General features: G+C 49.2%; 12 protein-coding genes. 4 read left to right on the plus strand and 8 right to left on the minus strand.

Translation table 11 applies throughout. The features are described from left to right. Positions 1-29 precede the first annotated feature (29 nt). From KE626_RS17095 to KE626_RS17115, 5 genes are all read right to left on the minus strand, one after another. Positions 30-470, minus strand: coding sequence for a DoxX family protein (locus KE626_RS17095; RefSeq protein ID WP_211974135.1), 441 nt, complete (start codon positions 468-470; stop codon positions 30-32). 80 nt (positions 471-550) lie between these two features. Further along, positions 551-1129 (minus strand): Crp/Fnr family transcriptional regulator, encoded by a 579-nt coding sequence (locus tag KE626_RS17100; protein ID WP_211974136.1) that lies wholly within the window; start codon positions 1127-1129, stop codon positions 551-553. A 72-nt stretch (positions 1130-1201) separates the two neighbouring features. Next, a complete protein-coding gene (locus tag KE626_RS17105; protein ID WP_211974137.1) occupies positions 1202-1810 on the minus strand; it encodes a tetratricopeptide repeat protein in 609 nt (202 codons plus the stop codon). A 56-nt stretch (positions 1811-1866) separates the two neighbouring features. Next, positions 1867-2310: a YybH family protein gene (locus KE626_RS17110; protein ID WP_211974138.1), complete on the minus strand. Its 444-nt coding sequence runs from the start codon at positions 2308-2310 to the stop codon at positions 1867-1869. Between the two features lie 154 nt (positions 2311-2464). Further along, on the minus strand, positions 2465-3082 hold the full coding sequence (locus KE626_RS17115; RefSeq protein ID WP_211974139.1) for an ExbD/TolR family protein: 618 nt from the start codon (positions 3080-3082) through the stop codon (positions 2465-2467). Between the two features lie 215 nt (positions 3083-3297). On the opposite strand from KE626_RS17115, the gene KE626_RS17120 reads away from it, so the two are divergent. The 4 genes from KE626_RS17120 to KE626_RS17135 are packed head-to-tail and all read left to right on the plus strand — an operon-like array spanning position 3298 to position 10150. Next, entirely contained in the window at positions 3298-3495 is a 198-nt protein-coding gene (locus KE626_RS17120; protein ID WP_211974140.1) for a hypothetical protein, read from the plus strand. 23 nt (positions 3496-3518) lie between these two features. Continuing rightward, complete coding sequence (locus KE626_RS17125; RefSeq protein WP_211974141.1) at positions 3519-5150, plus strand: hypothetical protein; 1632 nt, start codon at positions 3519-3521, stop codon at positions 5148-5150. After that, on the plus strand, positions 5150-7312 hold the full coding sequence (locus tag KE626_RS17130) for a HEAT repeat domain-containing protein (RefSeq protein ID WP_211974142.1): 2163 nt from the start codon (positions 5150-5152) through the stop codon (positions 7310-7312). The genes KE626_RS17125 and KE626_RS17130 overlap by 1 nt, the downstream gene beginning before the upstream one ends. A gap of 45 nt (positions 7313-7357) precedes the next feature. Then, positions 7358-10150: a hypothetical protein gene (locus tag KE626_RS17135; RefSeq protein ID WP_211974143.1), complete on the plus strand. Its 2793-nt coding sequence runs from the start codon at positions 7358-7360 to the stop codon at positions 10148-10150. Between the two features lie 215 nt (positions 10151-10365). Here the strand turns inward: KE626_RS17135 and KE626_RS17140 are convergent, their stop codons facing one another. The 3 genes from KE626_RS17140 to KE626_RS17150 form a co-directional block, all read right to left on the minus strand. Then, positions 10366-13806 (minus strand): carbohydrate-binding protein, encoded by a 3441-nt coding sequence (locus tag KE626_RS17140; protein WP_211974144.1) that lies wholly within the window; start codon positions 13804-13806, stop codon positions 10366-10368. Positions 13807-13901: 95 nt separating this feature from the next. Then, positions 13902-15350, minus strand: coding sequence for a RagB/SusD family nutrient uptake outer membrane protein (locus KE626_RS17145; protein ID WP_211974145.1), 1449 nt, complete (start codon positions 15348-15350; stop codon positions 13902-13904). A 30-nt stretch (positions 15351-15380) separates the two neighbouring features. After that, a complete protein-coding gene (locus tag KE626_RS17150; RefSeq protein ID WP_211974146.1) occupies positions 15381-18743 on the minus strand; it encodes a TonB-dependent receptor in 3363 nt (1120 codons plus the stop codon). Positions 18744-18755 lie beyond the last annotated feature (12 nt).

Raw genomic sequence — 18755 nt, forward strand, 5'->3', positions numbered from 1 at the left:
ATGCTAAAATGTTCCCCTGTCGCAATTTATTAATCTGTCAGCCACTGATCAACCGAATACCTGCCTCCACCCACTATAAAAAGTACAATGCAAATACCCAACACCAGCAGATGATACTCAAATCCTTCCTGGCCAGCGGGCAGCTTGCCAAACCAGTTCATAAAAAAACCGTTCTTCCAATGGAAGCTGATCATCCCAGTAAACAGCACAAAGATGCCCATTGCGGCCACGCGGGTACCTACGCCTGCCAGTAACATGGCCATGCCCGCACATTCGATAATAATGGCTAATATGGCTATAAACACCGGTAAGCCTGCCGGGCCTGTCATAAATTTCATTTCGCCGGATAAACCCGGACCATTAAACCATCCGAACATTTTTTGAGTGGCGTGGGGAAAAAGTACGATGCCCACTGTTAATCGTAATACCAGGCCGGTCCAGCTGTTGTCCGTTGCTAAAAGTTGCGTCATCATATTTTTTTACTGCAAAGATGCAGTGAGGCACGGGCTCCGGAATGTGACATTTATCAAAAAAACAATTACCAGCCGGATCAAATTTTACCGGCGTACTGGCTTCTGATACGGCTCAGGGTTTCGCGCGTAATGCCCAGGTAAGCGGCGATATGCTGCTGGCTAAGTCGTTGTTCAATAGCGCCGTAATCCTGCAGGAAAGCATTATACCGTTCTTCTGCAGATTTTTGTAATAACAGTATCCTTCTTTGCCATATGGCAAATGCCTGTTGTAATACCTTATGAAAATATCTTTCCAGCAAGGGAATTTCCAGGAACAAGGCTTCCAGGGCATCCTTGTTTATCTGCAGCACTTCGGTAGCTTCCAGCGCTTCAATATTGTAGATAGATGGTGTTTGCGTAAGAAGGCTGTACCGGTCGCTGATCCACCAGTCTTCAAAGCCGAAGTGAATAATGCGTTCCTTTCCTCCAGCATCTGTTTCATATTGCCGCACACCTCCTTTGATAACAAAATAATCATGACGGCAAATAGCGCCCTCTTGTAACAGGTATTGATACCGGCGCAGCCGCTTTAGCTCCAGTGCGTCGCAGAATGTTTGTTGTGCTGCGTCATCAAGTGTAACATACCGGGCAATGTGATTCAACAGTAGTGTGTGCATAGCACAAATATAAAAAGAAACGGAACCCATGCAGGCTCCGGCAAACAAGTAGCAGGATTTCTTTGGTAAAGGTTACAGGATATAATCTTTCAATTGTTTTTTTGCGCCTTTATGCCCGATATGGGCGGCTTTCTCAAAATAATGTTTTGCCCAGCGGGCAGATGTCGCCACGCCGTCGCCGTGTTTGTAACAGAGCCCCAGGTTATACAGGGCACCGGCATCGTTATGTTTTGCAGCTTTTTTGTACCAGTACACGGCCCTGACATGATCTTCCGGAACACCTTTTCCGTAGAAATAGCATACGCCCAGGTCGCGCTGCGCATCTATCAATCCCTGGCGGGCGGCCAGTATAAACCATTTCACCGCTTTCTTTTCATCCTGTTCCATCTGTTCTCCTTCCCTGAAAAAGAAGCCAACATTATATTGCGCATCCCGATGACCCAGGTAAGCGGCACGGAGATACCATTTAAATGCTTCCTCCACATTTTTTTCCACTCCCTTGCCAAAATCATAACAGGTACCAATATAAAATTGTGCCCGCTTATGTCCGCTGACAGCAGCTTCATACCATAACCGGAAAATGTATTTCCAATTCTTTCTTTTAACATCGGATTCAAAGGCGTGCCAATATCCCAACAGGAACTGCTGATGATACCCGGCTTTACTGAGCTGCTTTCTCATGCGCCAAAACTAACTATTCTGACAGGATATTCAAACGAGGTGAACCTATCCTGTTTTCAACTATCCATGCCGGTGATCCACCGGGCCAGCCAGTTCATTTTCTTCACCCGGCAATTGTGAAAAGATGCCATCTGCCATTGTCCTCCTTCTGTACGAACCCAAACAGTGGTATTAATGGACTGCCTGCTTTGCGGCGCTGTTTTCTGCCAGCGGAAACGAATGGCGCCACTGGCAATTACCACCGCCGTATTCTCATTCAAAAAATTTACCTGCTCTACCAACCCATCCAGCCGGGCGCCCCTGAACATGAAATTGTTCATCAGTTGCTCATGCATTTTTATATACGCAGCCCTTCCTTTTACATGTGTACCGTTAAAAGTAATATAGTCACAGTCTTCCGTAAGATATTCAGATGCCTTCCTGAAATCCAGGTTTTCGAACGACTGGTAGATGACCTCATTGGCCTGCATGATGGCATTGATTTCGAGCATTTTGTTCATAGCAGATAGTTTTATAATTGAATTCAAAAATAGGGAGGCGCCTGTTGCATACCTAGCAGTAATGGGCCTGTTGCCGGATTATATCGGTGAAAACAATATTTTAACCGGTAAATACCTGCACTGTCTGCCCATGTTTTTATGGCGGCGTATGCCGCTACAACTCGGGGGGCGTTTCCAGGTTGGTGACCAGGTTTAAACGTTGTATCCCTTTTTTCTTAAAAACATCCAGCACGGTCTTTATTTTCGAATAAGGCGTTTCATTATCCGCCTTGATACAATACTTTAATTTTTTAATCTCCAGGCGCTGCGTCGCTACTGCGTATTCCAGCCAGATACCCAGTTCATTGTTCGATGAATCGGATGAGATACCCGTTTCAATGGCAGCATCTTTTCTTTCTTCCGGCTTCATGGCCAGGTAGCTTTTGAGGTGTTTCATGTCGGTGCCCACGCTGGCTCCGAGCACAAAATTCCGCATTTCCCCGGCGGATAGTCCCAAACCAAATTGTTTGTCTATGTTAGAGATCAACTCCTGGCGGTACGACTGCCCCGGCAGGTCAAAAAAGATCCTGCCTTTTTTATCGATCGTTAACAAGATTACATTGGCATCGGGGATGGCAATGGTATTTACCGAAGTGGGGGTTACCACGGCTACCGGTTCATTGGGCTTAAATCTCGTGGCTAACATAAAAAAAGTCAGCAACAAAAAAGTTACATCCGTCATAGCGGTCATGTCCACCAGCGTGCTTTTACGCGGCATTTTGATTCTGGGCATCTGTTCTTGTTTTAGGTGATAGCGGCATACCTCTTCCCTGTTGACATGCAGCGCATGCCAATACACAGCGAAATATTTTTATGGTATGTAACTACAGACGCAGCCCCTGCAATAATCCATAAACCCACCATTAACTTTTTTTAACATTGTCACCCCAATTGATTGAATTGCTTATATTTATCGCTGACCCATATTAAACATTAAAAGTTAACCATATGTCAGCATCAAATTTATTTATTGCCATGCTTGCCGGCAGCAAATCAGAACAGACCCTTGTCCGCATCTACTTAAGCAGTGCGGTACTCAGCGGCATTGTAACAAATGTTGATCTTGACTTCGTGGAGCTTAGAGACGACAACGGTCAGCGCTGCATGATTGCGATAGACCGGATCGAGGCCATACAAACCACCTGATTTATTTATTGAAACAATAGCATATGGATAATACGCAAAAGCCGGACAATGCCTTACCGGGCCTTATCCGGAAGGTATTGGGCAGTCAGCATTCCGAACAGGTTATCAAAGCACAGATTATACACCTGGCATCGCAAAACCTGCATGTGCCGGAAGTAACCACTGCTTTGCTGGAAGTGCTGCCTCTCACGAAAGACAAGGAAACAAGAAGCAGACTGGTGCAATTTATTGCTGCACTGAATACCTCCCGCTTCCCCGATACAGCCGCTTTGTTTGAAGCGCTGCTGGGCGTTTTCAGACAGGAAAAAGACCGTGATACAAGAACCGCATTATTATACCGTTTGCAGGAAAGCATACACCAGGACCCTCGGCTGGCCGGCTTTTTTATTGAATTAAGCGCGGAGCCATCGCTGAGTGAGCCTGAACGTATAGCCGTACAGGATGCCATTGCCTCCCTGCCTGCTATCTCCCCTGAAACAGCACAGGCCGCATTACTGAAAAACGTGAACGCACCTACGGTATTACAATTACAGGCGCTGGAACTGGCAGAGCGTTGCCCCGTTTGGGATGCCAACATGGTTGTCGGTCTGCAACCTTATCTTGATGTAAAAAATGACCGGCAGATACGCTTCCGCATCCTATCGCGACTCGCGGAAGCCCGCCTGCTCGACAACAGCTATACAGCGATGATCATATCAGTGCTTCGTACCGACAACGAAGCATATGCCCGCGATAAAGCGCTGACCGCGCTCAGCAGGATCAAACCATGGAACGAGGATATTGTATTACAGCTATTTTGGTCCGCAACACAGGACGGCGACGAAAACATCCGCCGCAATGCCCTGCAGATGCAGCAGGAACTGCCGGAGCTGAACAATGAACAGTTGATCAACATAGCCGGGCTATTAGCCACCGACCGCTCCGGCGGCGTGCGGCTAACACTGCTGGACCTGCTGAAACCTGTGATGCGTATTGCGGAAATAAGACAGGCCGTAGCGGCTGCCTTCTCCGGTAATCCCGGTATTTATGATGATGCAACATTTAACCAGCTGGCCGATATGCTGGCCCCCTACGCCGGTCGTGACGAAGAAATAAGCGCCCAACTGCTACATAGCATTAAAGGTCTTCCCAACACCGACCAGCGGAAAAAAATACTGCAGCTGGTGCTGGGTAAAATCAGCATCGACAAAATGCTGGAACCTGTCTTGCAACTGTTCCAACGCGAGCGCAACGAAAGTCTCCGCGAAATTTTATTTAACCAGGTAAAGGCATTATCCGTTACCCGGCATCCGCAACTGGTAGATGTATTCTGCACCGAGCTAACAGAGCCCGGATCGCCGTTCCGCATTACCTGCGCCGGTATACTGGCCAACGCCGCCGAAGTATACCCGCAGATTGTACCTGCGTTGGAAGATGTACTGTTGTATGATAACGACCGGGAGCTGGTGCGGTTGTGCCTCGATGGCTACCTGCGCCCCGCGGTAGAGAAAAAGTTTGATATACTGCTAGCTGTTATAAAAAATGAATTGATAGATACCCTTTCCCGGCAGAAAGCACTCGATGCCCTGATCAAACTTTCTTTAAACGAACAACAACAGGAAATACTGGCCGACGCCTTGTCCGGCATGAAACCTGGCACCCTAAAAACTTCATGATGAGTACCCTGCTCGACGAAATAAAAGCAAGAAGAAACGCCAATACAGAACAATCCCTGATGATGCTGGACATGGTGCCGCTATCGGATACCGATACCAAGTATTCATTGTTATCTTCCGCCGCCCACTACCTGCACGATCCCGCCATTATTCAAAAATGGATCGCGCTGCTGGCAGCTGAAACAGATACGCAGCTAAAAGCAGATATGCTGTTTCGCCTTGCTGCGATCGGATTTTCCGCCATCCCTGATAAAACAGGCTTTATTACTTTGCTATCGGATATGCTGCAGCAGGACGAATCCCGCGACATCATCCTTCCGTTGCTCGGCCGCTTTTCAGTAACCGATAAAAATGCCAGGGAAAAGCTGCGCTCCTTTTACCTGCAACAGGACAATGCGGATACCTCCCGGCAAATCCTTTCCTGGCTGCTGATACCGGCTGATGCAGATGAAGCAGACATCACCTTTTACCAGCGCATTATCGATAAAGTAGACGCCGATGATAAACGGGTGCTCGTAAACAGGCTGCTGCTACAGGACCGGCTGGAGCCGGCAAAAATAGAAAAGCTGCTGCAACCGGAAGAACCGGCGGCCATCAAAGAAATGGTACTACGCTATTGCGTAGACCGCTCGCTGATCTTTGAAACCGCGCTGTGTCACCTGGTCCGTAACGACGCCAGCCCCGTACTCAGAAAATGGAGTATACAACTGCTGGCAGTACACGGCATCCGGGAAACCGGCGTACTCGATACTATTTTGCATGCACTGAAACAGGATCCCGATCCCGCTGTAAGACAAGCGGCCCACCAGGTGTTTATCTACAGCCTGTCGCTCACGCCGGCCATCATAGCTCATCTGTGCGATAGCTTGCTGACAGAAAAAGATACCAGTACCGCATCGCAGTTACTGCAACTGCTGGCGCCCTACACAGAACGGAACGAATCGCTGACCAATGCCCTCCTGCATTTGCTGGATAAGGATATCCAAACGGCGGTAGCCGTACAGCTCTATAATATTTTGGGGAGACTGGTACCGAAACGGTTTACGCTTTTCGAAAAGTTTATCAGCGCATATGATAAAGAACAACACGACGATTGCAAAGCGGCGATCTTAAAATCTATCACCTCCGCGGTTACCTTCGGTGATGAGTTAAATAGTTTTTATGAAAAAGCATTGGAAGCTCCTTCCCATGCCATTAAAGAATGGGCGATACAGGGCATTTTACTAATCCCGCTAACGGCAGAAAATACCCGCGTAGTAGCTGCCGCCGCCCCGGTATTGCTACACCAGGAACTATCGCGGGAGCTCCGTTTACTGCTGGCCAGAAAGATCAGCTGCATTCCACGGCTGCCGGATGCTGCCATACAGGTGTTCAGCCGCCTGGCCGATCACGACACCGACAACCAGATCAAAGCCGTATGCATCGAAGTGCAGGAACAGGCCATTACCCAAAACGGCGGGGAACATATTAACTGGGAACAGTGGCTGCATAAGGCCGATGTGGAGCATGACCTGAGCGGCATCTTCCCGCATATCTGGTTGTTTTACGACGACAATCCACGGATGGCAAACAGCATCCTGCGCGCCGCATTGCACCCTGGTAACAGCGGGAGCAGCTACCAGCAGGATGTATCTGATATAGAAATACTCCGGTTCCTTTCCGTTAACGGCGGCATAGACGACGACCTGAGCAGGTATGCCCTGCAACAGCTCCTGCAGACCGATCTGGGCAATGAATCCAAATTCAAACACTACCTGCTGGTACTGAAAAGTAACCCGGCATGCGAAGACCTGAAAGAAGGTCTCTGGTTGTTACTGGAAAAAAGAAGCCGATATATTCCGCTGATCCAGCTCGACGAATTAAACAAAATGATCTGGGGAGACGGGCTGGAAGCGGAGTTCAGACGCCGTTTATCAAAACAGGCAACCGTAGCCGGCGTAGTCCCCTATATGCAATACCTGGCCGTTAACAACACCTGGGAACCCGCACCGGAGCTTTTAAAAGCGGCGGTGCAAATAACCGGAATGTCGGAAGAAAGAGACTTCAAAGAAGTATTGACGCAAGCCTGCCGTAACATGGGGTTAGATGCGGCAGCACTGGCGTCTGCCGGTACGCCGCCAGGGACACCAGCCGGCAACGATGGCCCCGGTTTTGCCGACTAAGGTGTTGGGAGAAATAACATTTAATCATCTTTATTAAACAGGAATATGGCCGAGGAACTAGCTTTATTCGATATCCTATTATCAACCGAACGCAGCACGGAAGACAGGCTGGGAGCATTGTACGATTTACGTCCTTTCCTGGAATCAGCTGCAGCTGTTGCCAAATTAACGGAAGCACTGCAGGTGGAAGAAACCATTGCCGTAAAAAGTGCATTGCTTGAACAGCTGTGCGATATTGATATTACCCGCATTACCGCCCGGGACGACTACTTTCAGGCACTGGCAAAAGTCGCCTGCCTGGAACCGGAGCGCCGTCTCAGGTACCTGGCGCTGGAACGCCTCGCCGCACTGGCGCCACACTTAACAGAGATACAGGATATACTGGCAGACACCCTGGTGAATGACCTCGACACCGCCATCCAACTGATCTGCATAGCAGGGCTTAAAACGGTACTGCAACCATCAACGGATACCATTAACAGGATCAGCTCCTTTGTACCCGTAGCACCGGCGCTGTGCCGCGGGCCGCTGCTCACCCTCGTGCAACAGCTGCCATTGCCTTACGCAGAACAACTCAGCACCCAATTCCTGGAACCATTGGAGCAGGAACCTATACGCATACACGCAATACAGTTCCTTGCAGGTATGCCGGTACTCCAACCAGAAACATTGGCTTTCCTCACCAGCCGGTTGCCGGAAGAAAACTCATTAACCGTAAGGCATGCCATCCTGCAACTACTGTACGGCATGCGGCAAATTGATCCGGTACTTTTTGCAGCGATGTTTGCAGCACTGCAACGAATGCCCGATCAGCCGGAGATGCTGGCACTGGTGACCGGCAGACTGGTCGCCAATCCGCATCTGCAGGGAGATTTTGACCGGCTGTTTACACAAACGCCATCTGCCGGTTTAAAAATCCGCTTACTCACGTTATTACAACAACATCCACTCCCCCATTTAATTACCAGCGCACTGCAGGATAAAAACCCTTACGTGCGCGAAGCGGTGCTGCCACTCCTGATCAGCCAGTTTCCGCAACACCAGGAACAGCTGGAGCCTGCGCTGGCAAACGCAATACAAACCGAAAGCATTGTTGGCTTACGCAGCGCATTGATACAGGTAATGCTCCAAACAGGCCGCAAGTCGGCACAAACCGACAACATACTGGTAGCATTAGCAGGGGCTGAAACGGATCATGCGCTGAAAACACAACTGGCAGCAGCCGTTTGCGGCGTTACCATCACCCCGCAAAACAGGCAGCCACTCCTGCAGCTATTTGCGGAAATACTGGAAGGCGCCTGGTACCCGGCGTCGCTGAAACAACAAGTCATCAGCAGGCTCCAAACCTTCGCCTACACCGATGATCCTGACCTTAAAAAAAACCTGGGCCTGATGCTGGAGCAGGCAAAAGATATCACAGAGCTAAACCGCATCTACAGTTTACTGAAAACGCTGGAAACAGATTTTAGTCAGCTGGCGCCTGCCCTGCTCCGTTCTTTATACCGGCATATCGCCTGGTACCCGCAACAACCCCTCGATGAATGGGTGCAGTTGCTGGGCAAACTGGCCGACCAACACGCCGATATACGGGCAGAGCTGCTTTACCTGGTATCCCTCACCAAAGCTAACTGGCTGCTGAAAGGCGCCGACAAAGCAGATCAAACCGGCGCATTCCTGCCGGCATTCAGGCAAACCATGCAGAAAAGAAACGGCACGCAATCGTTCATGGAAGCAGAACGCATGCTCGCCGATGCCTGGAACAACCGGACCATCAAAAAAAGCGAAGTCATTGAATTGTATAATCTGTTGTTGCGCACACCCAAATCATCAGGTATCCTGCAACAGCTGCTCTCCATTATGCAGCAGGGAAAACTGGTAACACCGGAACTGGTGGGCATCAGCCTGGATTATATTTTAGTATCGTCCGACAAAGATGGTATTTACCAGGTAAGAAAATACCTGGAACAGACAGGGTTCACCGAACCTGAATACCGGCAAAAACTGCTCAGCATTTTCACACAAGCGCATTATAACCGGTATATGCAATTTAATATGCCGGAAATTCATTCAAAGAAACGGTATACCACGCTCAACGATTGGGAATACAGCGGATGGATTTGTCCCTATCCGCAGTGGCCTGTAGCCGCACTCGTATTTACGATTGAACCCGGCGATCTGATCACTGCGATATTCAACGAACTGCCATATGATAGCCCGGAACCGGCAGCGACCATCGCCTACCTGGTGTTGGAACAGCTGTTCACGAATGCCAGCGGCGTATGGGCGAAAACCATTTATAAAGACATTACCCGGTTTGAACAGTTCCTTACAGCACTGCATAACGGCTGTCAGCAGCTACCCGCGGGGAACGCACTGGCCGACCGGATGCGCTATACTTTCTGGAAAAAATGGAACGACTATGAACGGTTGCTGAATGGACAACCTGTTCCCCTGCACCTGGCAGATGCCGCTGCAGAAATTTACATAGGGGTTTGCCAGGTGTTAAAAAAACTGGAACCGAATTTTAACGGTAAACAATTCCCGGCAATACTGAAAGGTATGAACCCGGCAATACTGCAGCAGCAATGGCCATGGGATAATGCCTTGTGGGAGGATTTTGAATATAAATATTTCCCGAAAAAGGATCCGGACCAGGAAGCGGCCATACAGTTATTTCAACAGGCTGTTACCGCCCTGCGCGCCGATCAGCTCCGGGAAGGCTACCAGTTGCTGAAAGATCTGCTGGAACGGTATCCGCATACCAGGCAGGTAAAAGAGCAGCTAACGGTAATTAATAACGCGATGCGACAACTCGAAGAGAAATTTGCCGCAGAGTAATTTTCTTGCCCAGGATTAGACTGATTATGATGATTTACACGATTTTTTCTTTTGATGATTTTTAGATTTTAAAAGATGATGGGAGATAACAGCGGACACAATATTTGCTTTTATCTCCCTTTATCTTTTAAAATCTAAAAGAAAAAATCGTGTAAATCATCATAATCAGTCTAATCCTGGGCAAGAAAATCCTTCCTTCAATAGCTTCCCGTTTCTTATAATTTGATCACTTTAAAAGTGGCAACGCTGTGCTCATTTTCCAGCTTCAAAATATAAGTCCCCGCCGTAACAGTACCGATATCCTGGCTGATACGCGTTTGTCCTTTGTTAATCCTCCACTGTTTCACTACGTTTCCATGCAGGTCCAGCAAGGTTAGCCTGTTGTATACCGGATCTTTTAATTCCAATACCAGTTGTCCTGTGGTAGGATTTGGATAAATGGTTACCCGGTTGATATGATTTGCTTCGGGCAGTTTCGCCGCTGCGCTGTATGCCATACGTGCCGCCGATGAATCGCCGGGAGGCGCCACAGCACAATTGCTGATACTGAACCAATTATATTTAAAAGCGCCCGACTGCACATGAACCCCGGTGTAACTCAGTGCCGGCAATGTGATGGTGTCTGAAATGGTTTGCCATACGCCACCGGTTGATGGTATATCAATGGTACCAAAGTTATAGCCACTATGTCCTATCCAAATCTTTGCTGCCGCCGTAGTAGATACCCGGAAACTGATGGTATACCTGCCCGCTACCGGTACATTTAATGTGCTGTAGGCAAACCAGTCGTTTACATGCAGATTGATAAAATTCTGTCCGCCGCCAATATCGGTACAGGTTTCCAGGTAAGGCCCTGTAGCCCGGTTGGATGCGCTTTCTGCTTCATACTTGCCGTTCACAGAACAGCTATAACCGGTGTTCACAACCGCCCCCCCACTCACGGTATCACGCGATGCGCTTACCACGTAGCTGCCCGGTGTATTACCCGCTGTAAACACGCCCGTTGTGCTGATGATATTACCCGTACCTGTAGTTGTCCACACCGGTGTAAAAGCAAATATGCTATCCCGCTGATCGTACCCGGTAGCTTTGAATTGCTGGGATGCTCCCACCGGCACGGCAACGGTATCTGGTGTTACTACAATACGTGTAAGCACCGGTACTGCCGTCACCTGGGCGATAGCCGTATCGGCCACACCACCTTCTGTGGCGGTGATGAAATAATTACCCGTCACATTGGCGGTGAACAAGCCATTTGCGCTGATGCTGTTACCCGTGCCGGAAACCGCCCATACCGGTTGTACCATAAACACGCTGCTATCCTGTCCTATGCCGGAAACGGTAAACTGTTTGGCGGTACCGGTATTCATGACAGCTGTATCCGGTTTAACAGTCAATCGCGCCAGCGGAATGGAATCCGCACGGAGAAAGCGCAGCCAGTTAAAATTCCAGCCGTCTTTATTGGCCTGTATCCGGATGGTTTTCTGGCCAGGGCCTAAACGTATAGGCAACGACGTTACGGTGCTCCAGTTCTGCCATCCACCGCTGGCAGGTAAGTTTACTGTTTGCAGGGTAACATTATCCAGCAGGATATTCACACTGGAAAGCGAATTGGCGGCTACGCGGAATTGAATCCTGTATTCGTTACTGTCAGGTACGGCAATGTCATATTCAAACCAGGTACCTGTTCCTATATAACTTACATCAAGACCACCGCCGGTATCGGCAGTGCTTTCTGTACAACAGGCGTTGCCGTTATCAAAATTTTCCGCTTCAATTTTTGCAGGTATAGGCTTGTAATGAGCGGCTCTTACATTAGCAATGGCAACGGCTGTTTTGGTGATGCCACCCGCGGTTAGCGTGGCGGTTATTTTTGCGGTATCGTTCAGCGTAGCCAGGCCGCCGGCAGTAATACTGTTACCTGCTCCTGTTATGCTCCATACCGGTGTGACGTTCATGACCCGTCCGTTCTGGTCCACCGCCTTTGCAGTATACTGCTGCGTTTTTCCCGGAAGGAACGATAACGTAGCCGGTGTTACTGTTACGCTGTCTAATATCGGTGTGCCCAGTCCTTTCTGTGAAATGCGCACATAGTCAACGGTCATACTATCCGGCCAGTCGGCATCTGCAATTGCGCCGCCCATACCACCGCCGATGGCGACGTTGAGAATCAGGAAAAATTTCTGGTCAAAGGGCCAGTCCTTCCAATCGGTATGCGGATTCTTATACGTCAGCACATGTACGCTGTCGTAAATAAATGCTATGGAATCGGCGCTCCATTCCATTCCGTATACATGGAATGCCGTATCTGCATCCATTAATTTTTTGGAAGCGGATACCTGTCCCCCGTTTGTCCAGTTATGATTTTGCGTATGTACGGTCGACAGTACCGTACCGAAATTATTACCCACATGTTCCATTACATCCAGCTCCCCGCTTTTGGGCCAGGCGCCATAAGCGCTGCTGGTAGGCATCAGCCAGATGGCCGGCCAGGAGCCGCGGGCACGCGGAAGTTTTGCGCGTACTTCTACTTTTCCATAAAGGAAATCGGTTCTTCCCTGTGTAATCAACCGGGCGGATGACCAGGGCTCGGTGGTATTGCCGTTCGGAAAATCTTTCTTTCCTTTTATGACCAGGTTCCCGTTCTTAATGCGCGCATTATCATGTGTTGTATCAGTATATACCTGTTGTTCTCCGTTGATCCATCCTTTAGGCTGCGGATCTACTTTCCATTTGGTTACATCCGGTACTCCATCGGTGTTAAACTCGTCGTTGAAGATGATGGTCCAGTTGGGGTTACCTTCAAATACCACGTTGCCTCTTGCATTATAGGAGGTGGTATTGGCGTTGACCAGTTCCTGTCCGGAAACCGACAACTTTAAAACTGCCCTGGAATAATTAGCGGGCGAGTTACCGCTCAACGTGATCCTGGCGATGGTATCATTTACGCGCTGTACGTTACCGATGCTTACGCCTGAGGGCAGGTTGGAAGCCGTCCACCCTGCGGTGGTTAATACCGTATCAAACACGCTTCCACGCAGGGTAGCGGTCAGCACAGCGCCGTTTTCCTGTCCCATTAAAATACTGGTGTCCTTTAAGATGATGCCGGTTGGATTAGGTCCCTGCACCAGGTCGAAATACAGGATGCCGTTAGCTTTACGGCCATCTATATAATGTACTTCTATTTTGTTGAAGTCTGTTCTGTTCTTAACACTTTGAAAATTAAACGTAGCTTCTTCCCATTGATTGATCTGGCTGACTTTGTACGTAAAATATACTGCCTTGGAGTAGTTATCACCTGGTTGCAGTTTAAACATGATCTCATCTTTTGTGCTGGCGTATACCAGCATTTTAAAGATGCTGTTGGTGGAGAGGTCGAAAGAATCCGGGAGACTGCAGCCTGCGGTCATATACTCAAAACAGGTGGTGTCTTTTATAAATTTGGCTACCAGCGGGCTGGTATTCAGCCCGGTCATGGAGGGATTGGGCACGCCAAATTGAACTTTGCCGGTGGTGGTGTTGCCGGCGTAGTAGGTCCACCTGCCGGAGCAGGGACCGCTGCCTTCCATATTGTCTAAAAGAAGGTATTGTGCCTGGAGCTTGCTGCATAACAGCATGCCAAGCAACAACACGAGGAGTGTTGAAGTGTTTTTCATAACGGGTATTTTTTTGGTTGAATGGACCAGCGCAGTTTATCGCGCTGGTCCGGGTTATCACGTTATCTTCTCACCGGTCATCTTCCTGCAAAAATTTACAGATTAGGGTTTACCAACGCATCCACGCCTGGTATAGGCATCCAGTAATGCGCGGGGGTAATGGGAGCGGCGGGTTGCAGATCACCGGGATCTTTACCGGCGTTGGCAGCAGCTACCTGTTCCAATCTTACGAGGTCGAACCAGCGGTTCCATTCGCCCGCAAATTCCCAGGCTCTTTCATTTACAATGGCGGCTGCAAAGTCGGCGCCGGACAAACCTGTTGCCAGCTCCGGTAAACCTGCCCTTGCACGCACCGCATTCACTGCCGTATAGGCGTCAGTGTTAGGAGTGCCGGCCGCCCTTGCCTGCGCTTCTGCATAAATCAGCAGCACATGGGCATAGCGGATCATGATCACCGGATTGTTCGACATATACACGGCTTTATCGCCCGCCTGCTGGATAGTAAACTTTTTATAATAAGGATGTTTGGTAGTGGTTTCCTGCCATGGAATGGTAACGCCGTTAACCACGAAGGAAGTGGAGAATGTAGCATCTTTCCGTGTTCCTGCCGGGAAATTGTTAAAGAACTTCAGCTCCGGGAAAAAATCACTCCAGCCGCCTTCATTTTCCGGCATGGTAGAAAGGCCATAGAAAGAGTTATAGGTAGACCATTGTCCGCGGGTAAAAAGTGTGAACACATCTTCCACGGTACCGCCGGCAAAGATCTTTAAATAACCATCCTGGTAGAGGTCGAAGCTATAAGCTGCTTTATTGTCGATCACCTCTTTGGCCTTCGCTGCTGCCAGGGCGTATTTCGACTGGTTTTTCAGCGGCCAGCCGGCCTCTGTAAGATATACATCCGCCAGCAACGCTTTTACGGAACCTTTGTTAGGTCTTCCCGGGTCGCGCTTTTTGTTCGGTACCCATTCCTCTGCCCTTGCCAGGTCTTCTTCTATCAGCTTATAAATATCGGCAGGTTTGCTCTTGGTGAGCTTGAGCAGGTCCGGTGTATATTTTTCTGTTGGAACTATGGGCACTTCTCCCCACAGGCGTGTAAGCCAGTAATAGCTGAGCGCACGCAGGAAGCTGGCCTCTCCTACAATGGTGTGAATGGTGGCTTCTGTGCCATCCTGCACCTGCGAATAATTGTTGATGATATTGGTGGTCGACTGGATAGTTTTGTAACAGCCCAGCCATATAGGCGTCATACGACTGTTCAGCGAGGTAACATTGAAACGGTCGAACTCGCGGAATTCTTCCTTATTGGAACCGGGATGTGTGGTGAGGTCATCGCCGCCCATGGTCATGGCAATTTGTGACACGCTGGTAAAGCCGCTGGTCCATGGCACCAATAAGCTGCCATAGGCGCCCGTCAGTGCGGATTCCAGTCCGGCCTGGCTGCTCAGCGCTGCAGCGCCGCCTACCAGTCCCCTCGGATCTTCGGTTAATTCTTTACTGCAACCTGCCGCCAGTAATAAGCCCGCGATAAGGTATATCTTTTTCATGTGGAATCGTTTAGTCATGTACGTTATTTTTTAAAAGTTCAGGGTAACGCCTCCTGTAATTGTTTTAGCGTTGGGATAGGAGCCAAAATCGATGCCCTGCCGTATGTCGCCGTCGGCCGAATTGGCTTCAGGATCTATACCGCTGTAGCCGGTAAAGGTGAGCAGGTTGGTGGCACTCACAAAAACCTTGATGCCGATCGCATTTTTTAATTTTGACTTCGGAATATCATAGGATAAGCTAACGTTTTTGAGCCGCAGAAAATCTGCTTTTTCCAGGAAACGGGTGCTCTGCGTAAAGTTCCGGTTGGTAGTGCTGAACGCCGGTATATCCGATGTTTCATTCACACCCGGAATATACCTGTCTTTAATGGCGGTGAGTGTTGCCTCCCGCGCATCTCCGCCGTAATACATGGCAGCGGCATTGTTGTAGTTCAGTTTGTCAAATCCAAACAGGCCCTGGAAGAGCAGGTTGAGGGTAAAAGATCTATAGCTGACGGTATTATTCCAGCCAAGAGATGTTTTGGGTATACCGGTACCTATTACGCCATAGTCATTGGCATCAATTTGCCCGTCGTTATTAACATCGAGATAGCGGGAGTCGCCGGCTTTGGCTTTATAATCGGCGGCCTTAGCATCACCCGGTTTCCAGGTGCCCAGGTAAGTAAGGCCCCAGATGGCGCCCAGCGGCTGCCCAGGCATTACCACAAACTCTGATTGCGGCGACATACCACCACCTATTTTGCGGGTGTTGGGATCGAATATTACTTTCTTGTCGTCACCGATATATACTACGTTGTTTTTGATAAAAGATACATTCAGCCAGGTGTTCCACTTCACTGCACTTTTATTTAGCACGTCGGCATCTACAGACAGCTCCCAGCCTTTGTTCTGCACAGTACCTACATTACGGGTGATGCTGTTGCCACCAAGATACAGGGGCACTGTTTCTGTGAGCAACAGGTCGCGGGTATTTTTAATGAAGTAGTCTGCTGTTACATTAATCCGGTTGTTCAGGAAGCCGATATCCAGTCCCGCATTTTTTTGCTCAGTGGTTTCCCATTTAAGATCGGGGTTACCGATGTTGCCCAGCACAATTCCCGTGAGGAAGGTAGCATTGGTGAAAGAAGCAATCCTGTTGGAATAAGACGAAAATGTGACGTATGGATTCACTCCCTGGTTACCTGTTAAACCCCAGCTGCCACGCAGTTTTAAGGTGCTGACCAGCGGTATATTTTGCATAAACGCCTCATTGGAGATCAGCCATCCTGCAGACACCGAAGGAAAGTAACCGTATTTGTTGCTGCCCAGGAATTTGGAAGATCCGTCCCGCCGCATAGCCGCAGATACCAGGTATTTATCGTTGTACCCATAGTTAACACGGCCTACAAGAGAGAACAGGCCCCATTTTGAATAGCCCGAACCAGGGCTGCCCGGTGTACCCTGCGAGAGGTTATTCCACTGGAAATCTTCATACGTAAGATTGGAAGCGCCGGCAGACACATAGTTATAGGTAGATTGCTGGTATTCCGCCACAGCAGTAACATCCAGGCTATGTACCTTATTAAATAATTTATGATAATTCAGCGTGTTGGTATTCTGCAGCCGGATTTCCTTGTTGGAGCGGAGACTGCTGGTAGCGCTGCCTGAATTGGTGGTTTTGCCGGCAAAACTTTTGTTCTCATAGCCGAGATAGTTGCCGCCATATTGCAGGTTAAAGGTCAAACCCGGCAACAGTTCAAAACGGAAGCCTCCTATCAGGTTGGCCAGCATACGATCGGTGACTGCCAGCCGATCGGTTGTTAATGCCAGCGGGTTGTTGAAGATGGAGCCTACGGGATCATTGGGTGTATACTTGCCATCCGCTTTGCGTACCGGCACGGTGGGCGACCAGGTAATAGCCTGTGCCAGCGGGCTGCTGGCGCCATCTGCCGGTATGTCCACGTTCTGCGCTGTACTATAGGAACCGGTAATATTCAGGAAAGCAGTAACCCTGTTGGAAAGACTCGTATTGATATTGGAGCGTACTGTATAACGTTTGTAGAATGAGTTGTTGATCACCCCATCCTGGTCGAGGTAGTTGCCGGAAATAAAATAGCTGGATTTATCATTGCCACCGGACAGGCTCAGTAAGTATTCCTGGCTGGGGGCTGTTCTGAAAATTTCATCCTGCCAGTTGGTGCCGCCTTTGGCGCGATAGTCGGCCACCTGTGCATCTGTAAAAGGTTTTGTGGTACCTACGGCTGTGGCATGTGCGTTGGCAGTTTCTGCAAAATCGCCCGCATTTAGCAGGTCCATTTTTTTGATAACGGTAGCAGATGAAAAGCGGCTGGTGAGATTTACTTTCAGGCCGCCTTTACCGCCTTTTTTGGTGGTAATGATGATCACACCATTTGATCCGCGGCTGCCAAAAATAGCCGTGGCCGATGCATCTTTCAGCACCTGTATGGATTCAATATCGTCCGGGTTGATCGCAAAAAATTCTGCGCCTACAAAACCATCCACTACATACAAAGGACCATTGTCGCCGTTGATGGAGTTAGCGCCGCGGATACGGATCCTTACACTGCCGCCCGGAGAGCCGGCAGCATTGGTTACCTGCACGCCCGCTGTTCTGCCCTGTAGTACCTGGTCGAGCCGGTTTACCGGCTGGTCTTTAAACTGCGCGGCAGAAACGGTTGTAATAGCGTTGGTGAGCGCGCCTCTTTTCTGTTCTCCATAACCCACTACCACCAGTTCATTCATGCTGGATGCGCTGGATTGGAGGGTCACCGGCAGCTCGCTTTTTCCGGCTACCGGGATCTCCGTTTTATTATAACCGATAGATGAAACAATAAGAATCCCATTTTCACCGGGCACGCTAATTTTATATTCCCCATTTTCATTGGTGATAACTCCCCTGTTGGTACCTTTCACCTGTACGGTGGCGCCAGGCAGCGGTTCGCCTTTGGCATTGGTAACCCGGCCCTTTATTTCCTGGTCAGGTGGCGTATTGACAGGCAGCGGCGGTGTTACTTTCCGCTTTATAACAATCACCTTATCTGTGATGGTATAGCTGAGTGGCTGGTCAAGGAAACACGCATCCAGCGCTTCCTGCAGAGAAGCATTTTTCAATTGCAGGCTAATGGTGGATGCATGCGTCAGTTGCTCTTCCGTATACAGGAAAGTATAGCCGGTTTGTTTCCTGATTTCTTTGAATGCCTTATCCAGGGAGATGTTACGTTGCGAAAGGGTAACGGTTTGTGAATACCCTGCCGCATGTACTTCCAAAAGGACGATGGTCATTAAAAGCACCGTTAATTTCATGGTGAGTAATGTTTTGGCTGATAATCGTGGAATTTTTTTGCTCCACGCAAAGCGGTGTCGTCCGCCTTGGGAAAAAAGCGTCAATTGCATACATTTGTATGG

It is taken from the genome of Chitinophaga hostae, from assembly GCF_018224885.1.
In the GTDB taxonomy this organism is placed as follows: Bacteria; Bacteroidota; Bacteroidia; order Chitinophagales; family Chitinophagaceae; genus Chitinophaga; species Chitinophaga hostae.

What these genes read in the sequence shown, in the direction of transcription:
- KE626_RS17100 (WP_211974136.1), bottom strand. Translation starts at nt 1,129, where the DNA reads ATGCACACACTACTGTTGAATCACATTGCCCGGTATGTTACACTTGAT.
- KE626_RS17105 (WP_211974137.1), bottom strand. Translation starts at nt 1,810, where the DNA reads ATGAGAAAGCAGCTCAGTAAAGCCGGGTATCATCAGCAGTTCCTGTTG.
- KE626_RS17110 (WP_211974138.1), bottom strand. Translation starts at nt 2,310, where the DNA reads ATGAACAAAATGCTCGAAATCAATGCCATCATGCAGGCCAATGAGGTC.
- KE626_RS17145 (WP_211974145.1), bottom strand. Translation starts at nt 15,350, where the DNA reads ATGAAAAAGATATACCTTATCGCGGGCTTATTACTGGCGGCAGGTTGC.
- KE626_RS17130 (WP_211974142.1), top strand. Translation starts at nt 5,150, where the DNA reads ATGAGTACCCTGCTCGACGAAATAAAAGCAAGAAGAAACGCCAATACA.
- KE626_RS17125 (WP_211974141.1), top strand. Translation starts at nt 3,519, where the DNA reads ATGGATAATACGCAAAAGCCGGACAATGCCTTACCGGGCCTTATCCGG.
- KE626_RS17095 (WP_211974135.1), bottom strand. Translation starts at nt 470, where the DNA reads ATGACGCAACTTTTAGCAACGGACAACAGCTGGACCGGCCTGGTATTA.
- KE626_RS17150 (WP_211974146.1), bottom strand. Translation starts at nt 18,743, where the DNA reads ATGCAATTGACGCTTTTTTCCCAAGGCGGACGACACCGCTTTGCGTGG.
- KE626_RS17115 (WP_211974139.1), bottom strand. Translation starts at nt 3,082, where the DNA reads ATGCCCAGAATCAAAATGCCGCGTAAAAGCACGCTGGTGGACATGACC.
- KE626_RS17135 (WP_211974143.1), top strand. Translation starts at nt 7,358, where the DNA reads ATGGCCGAGGAACTAGCTTTATTCGATATCCTATTATCAACCGAACGC.
- KE626_RS17120 (WP_211974140.1), top strand. Translation starts at nt 3,298, where the DNA reads ATGTCAGCATCAAATTTATTTATTGCCATGCTTGCCGGCAGCAAATCA.
- KE626_RS17140 (WP_211974144.1), bottom strand. Translation starts at nt 13,806, where the DNA reads ATGAAAAACACTTCAACACTCCTCGTGTTGTTGCTTGGCATGCTGTTA.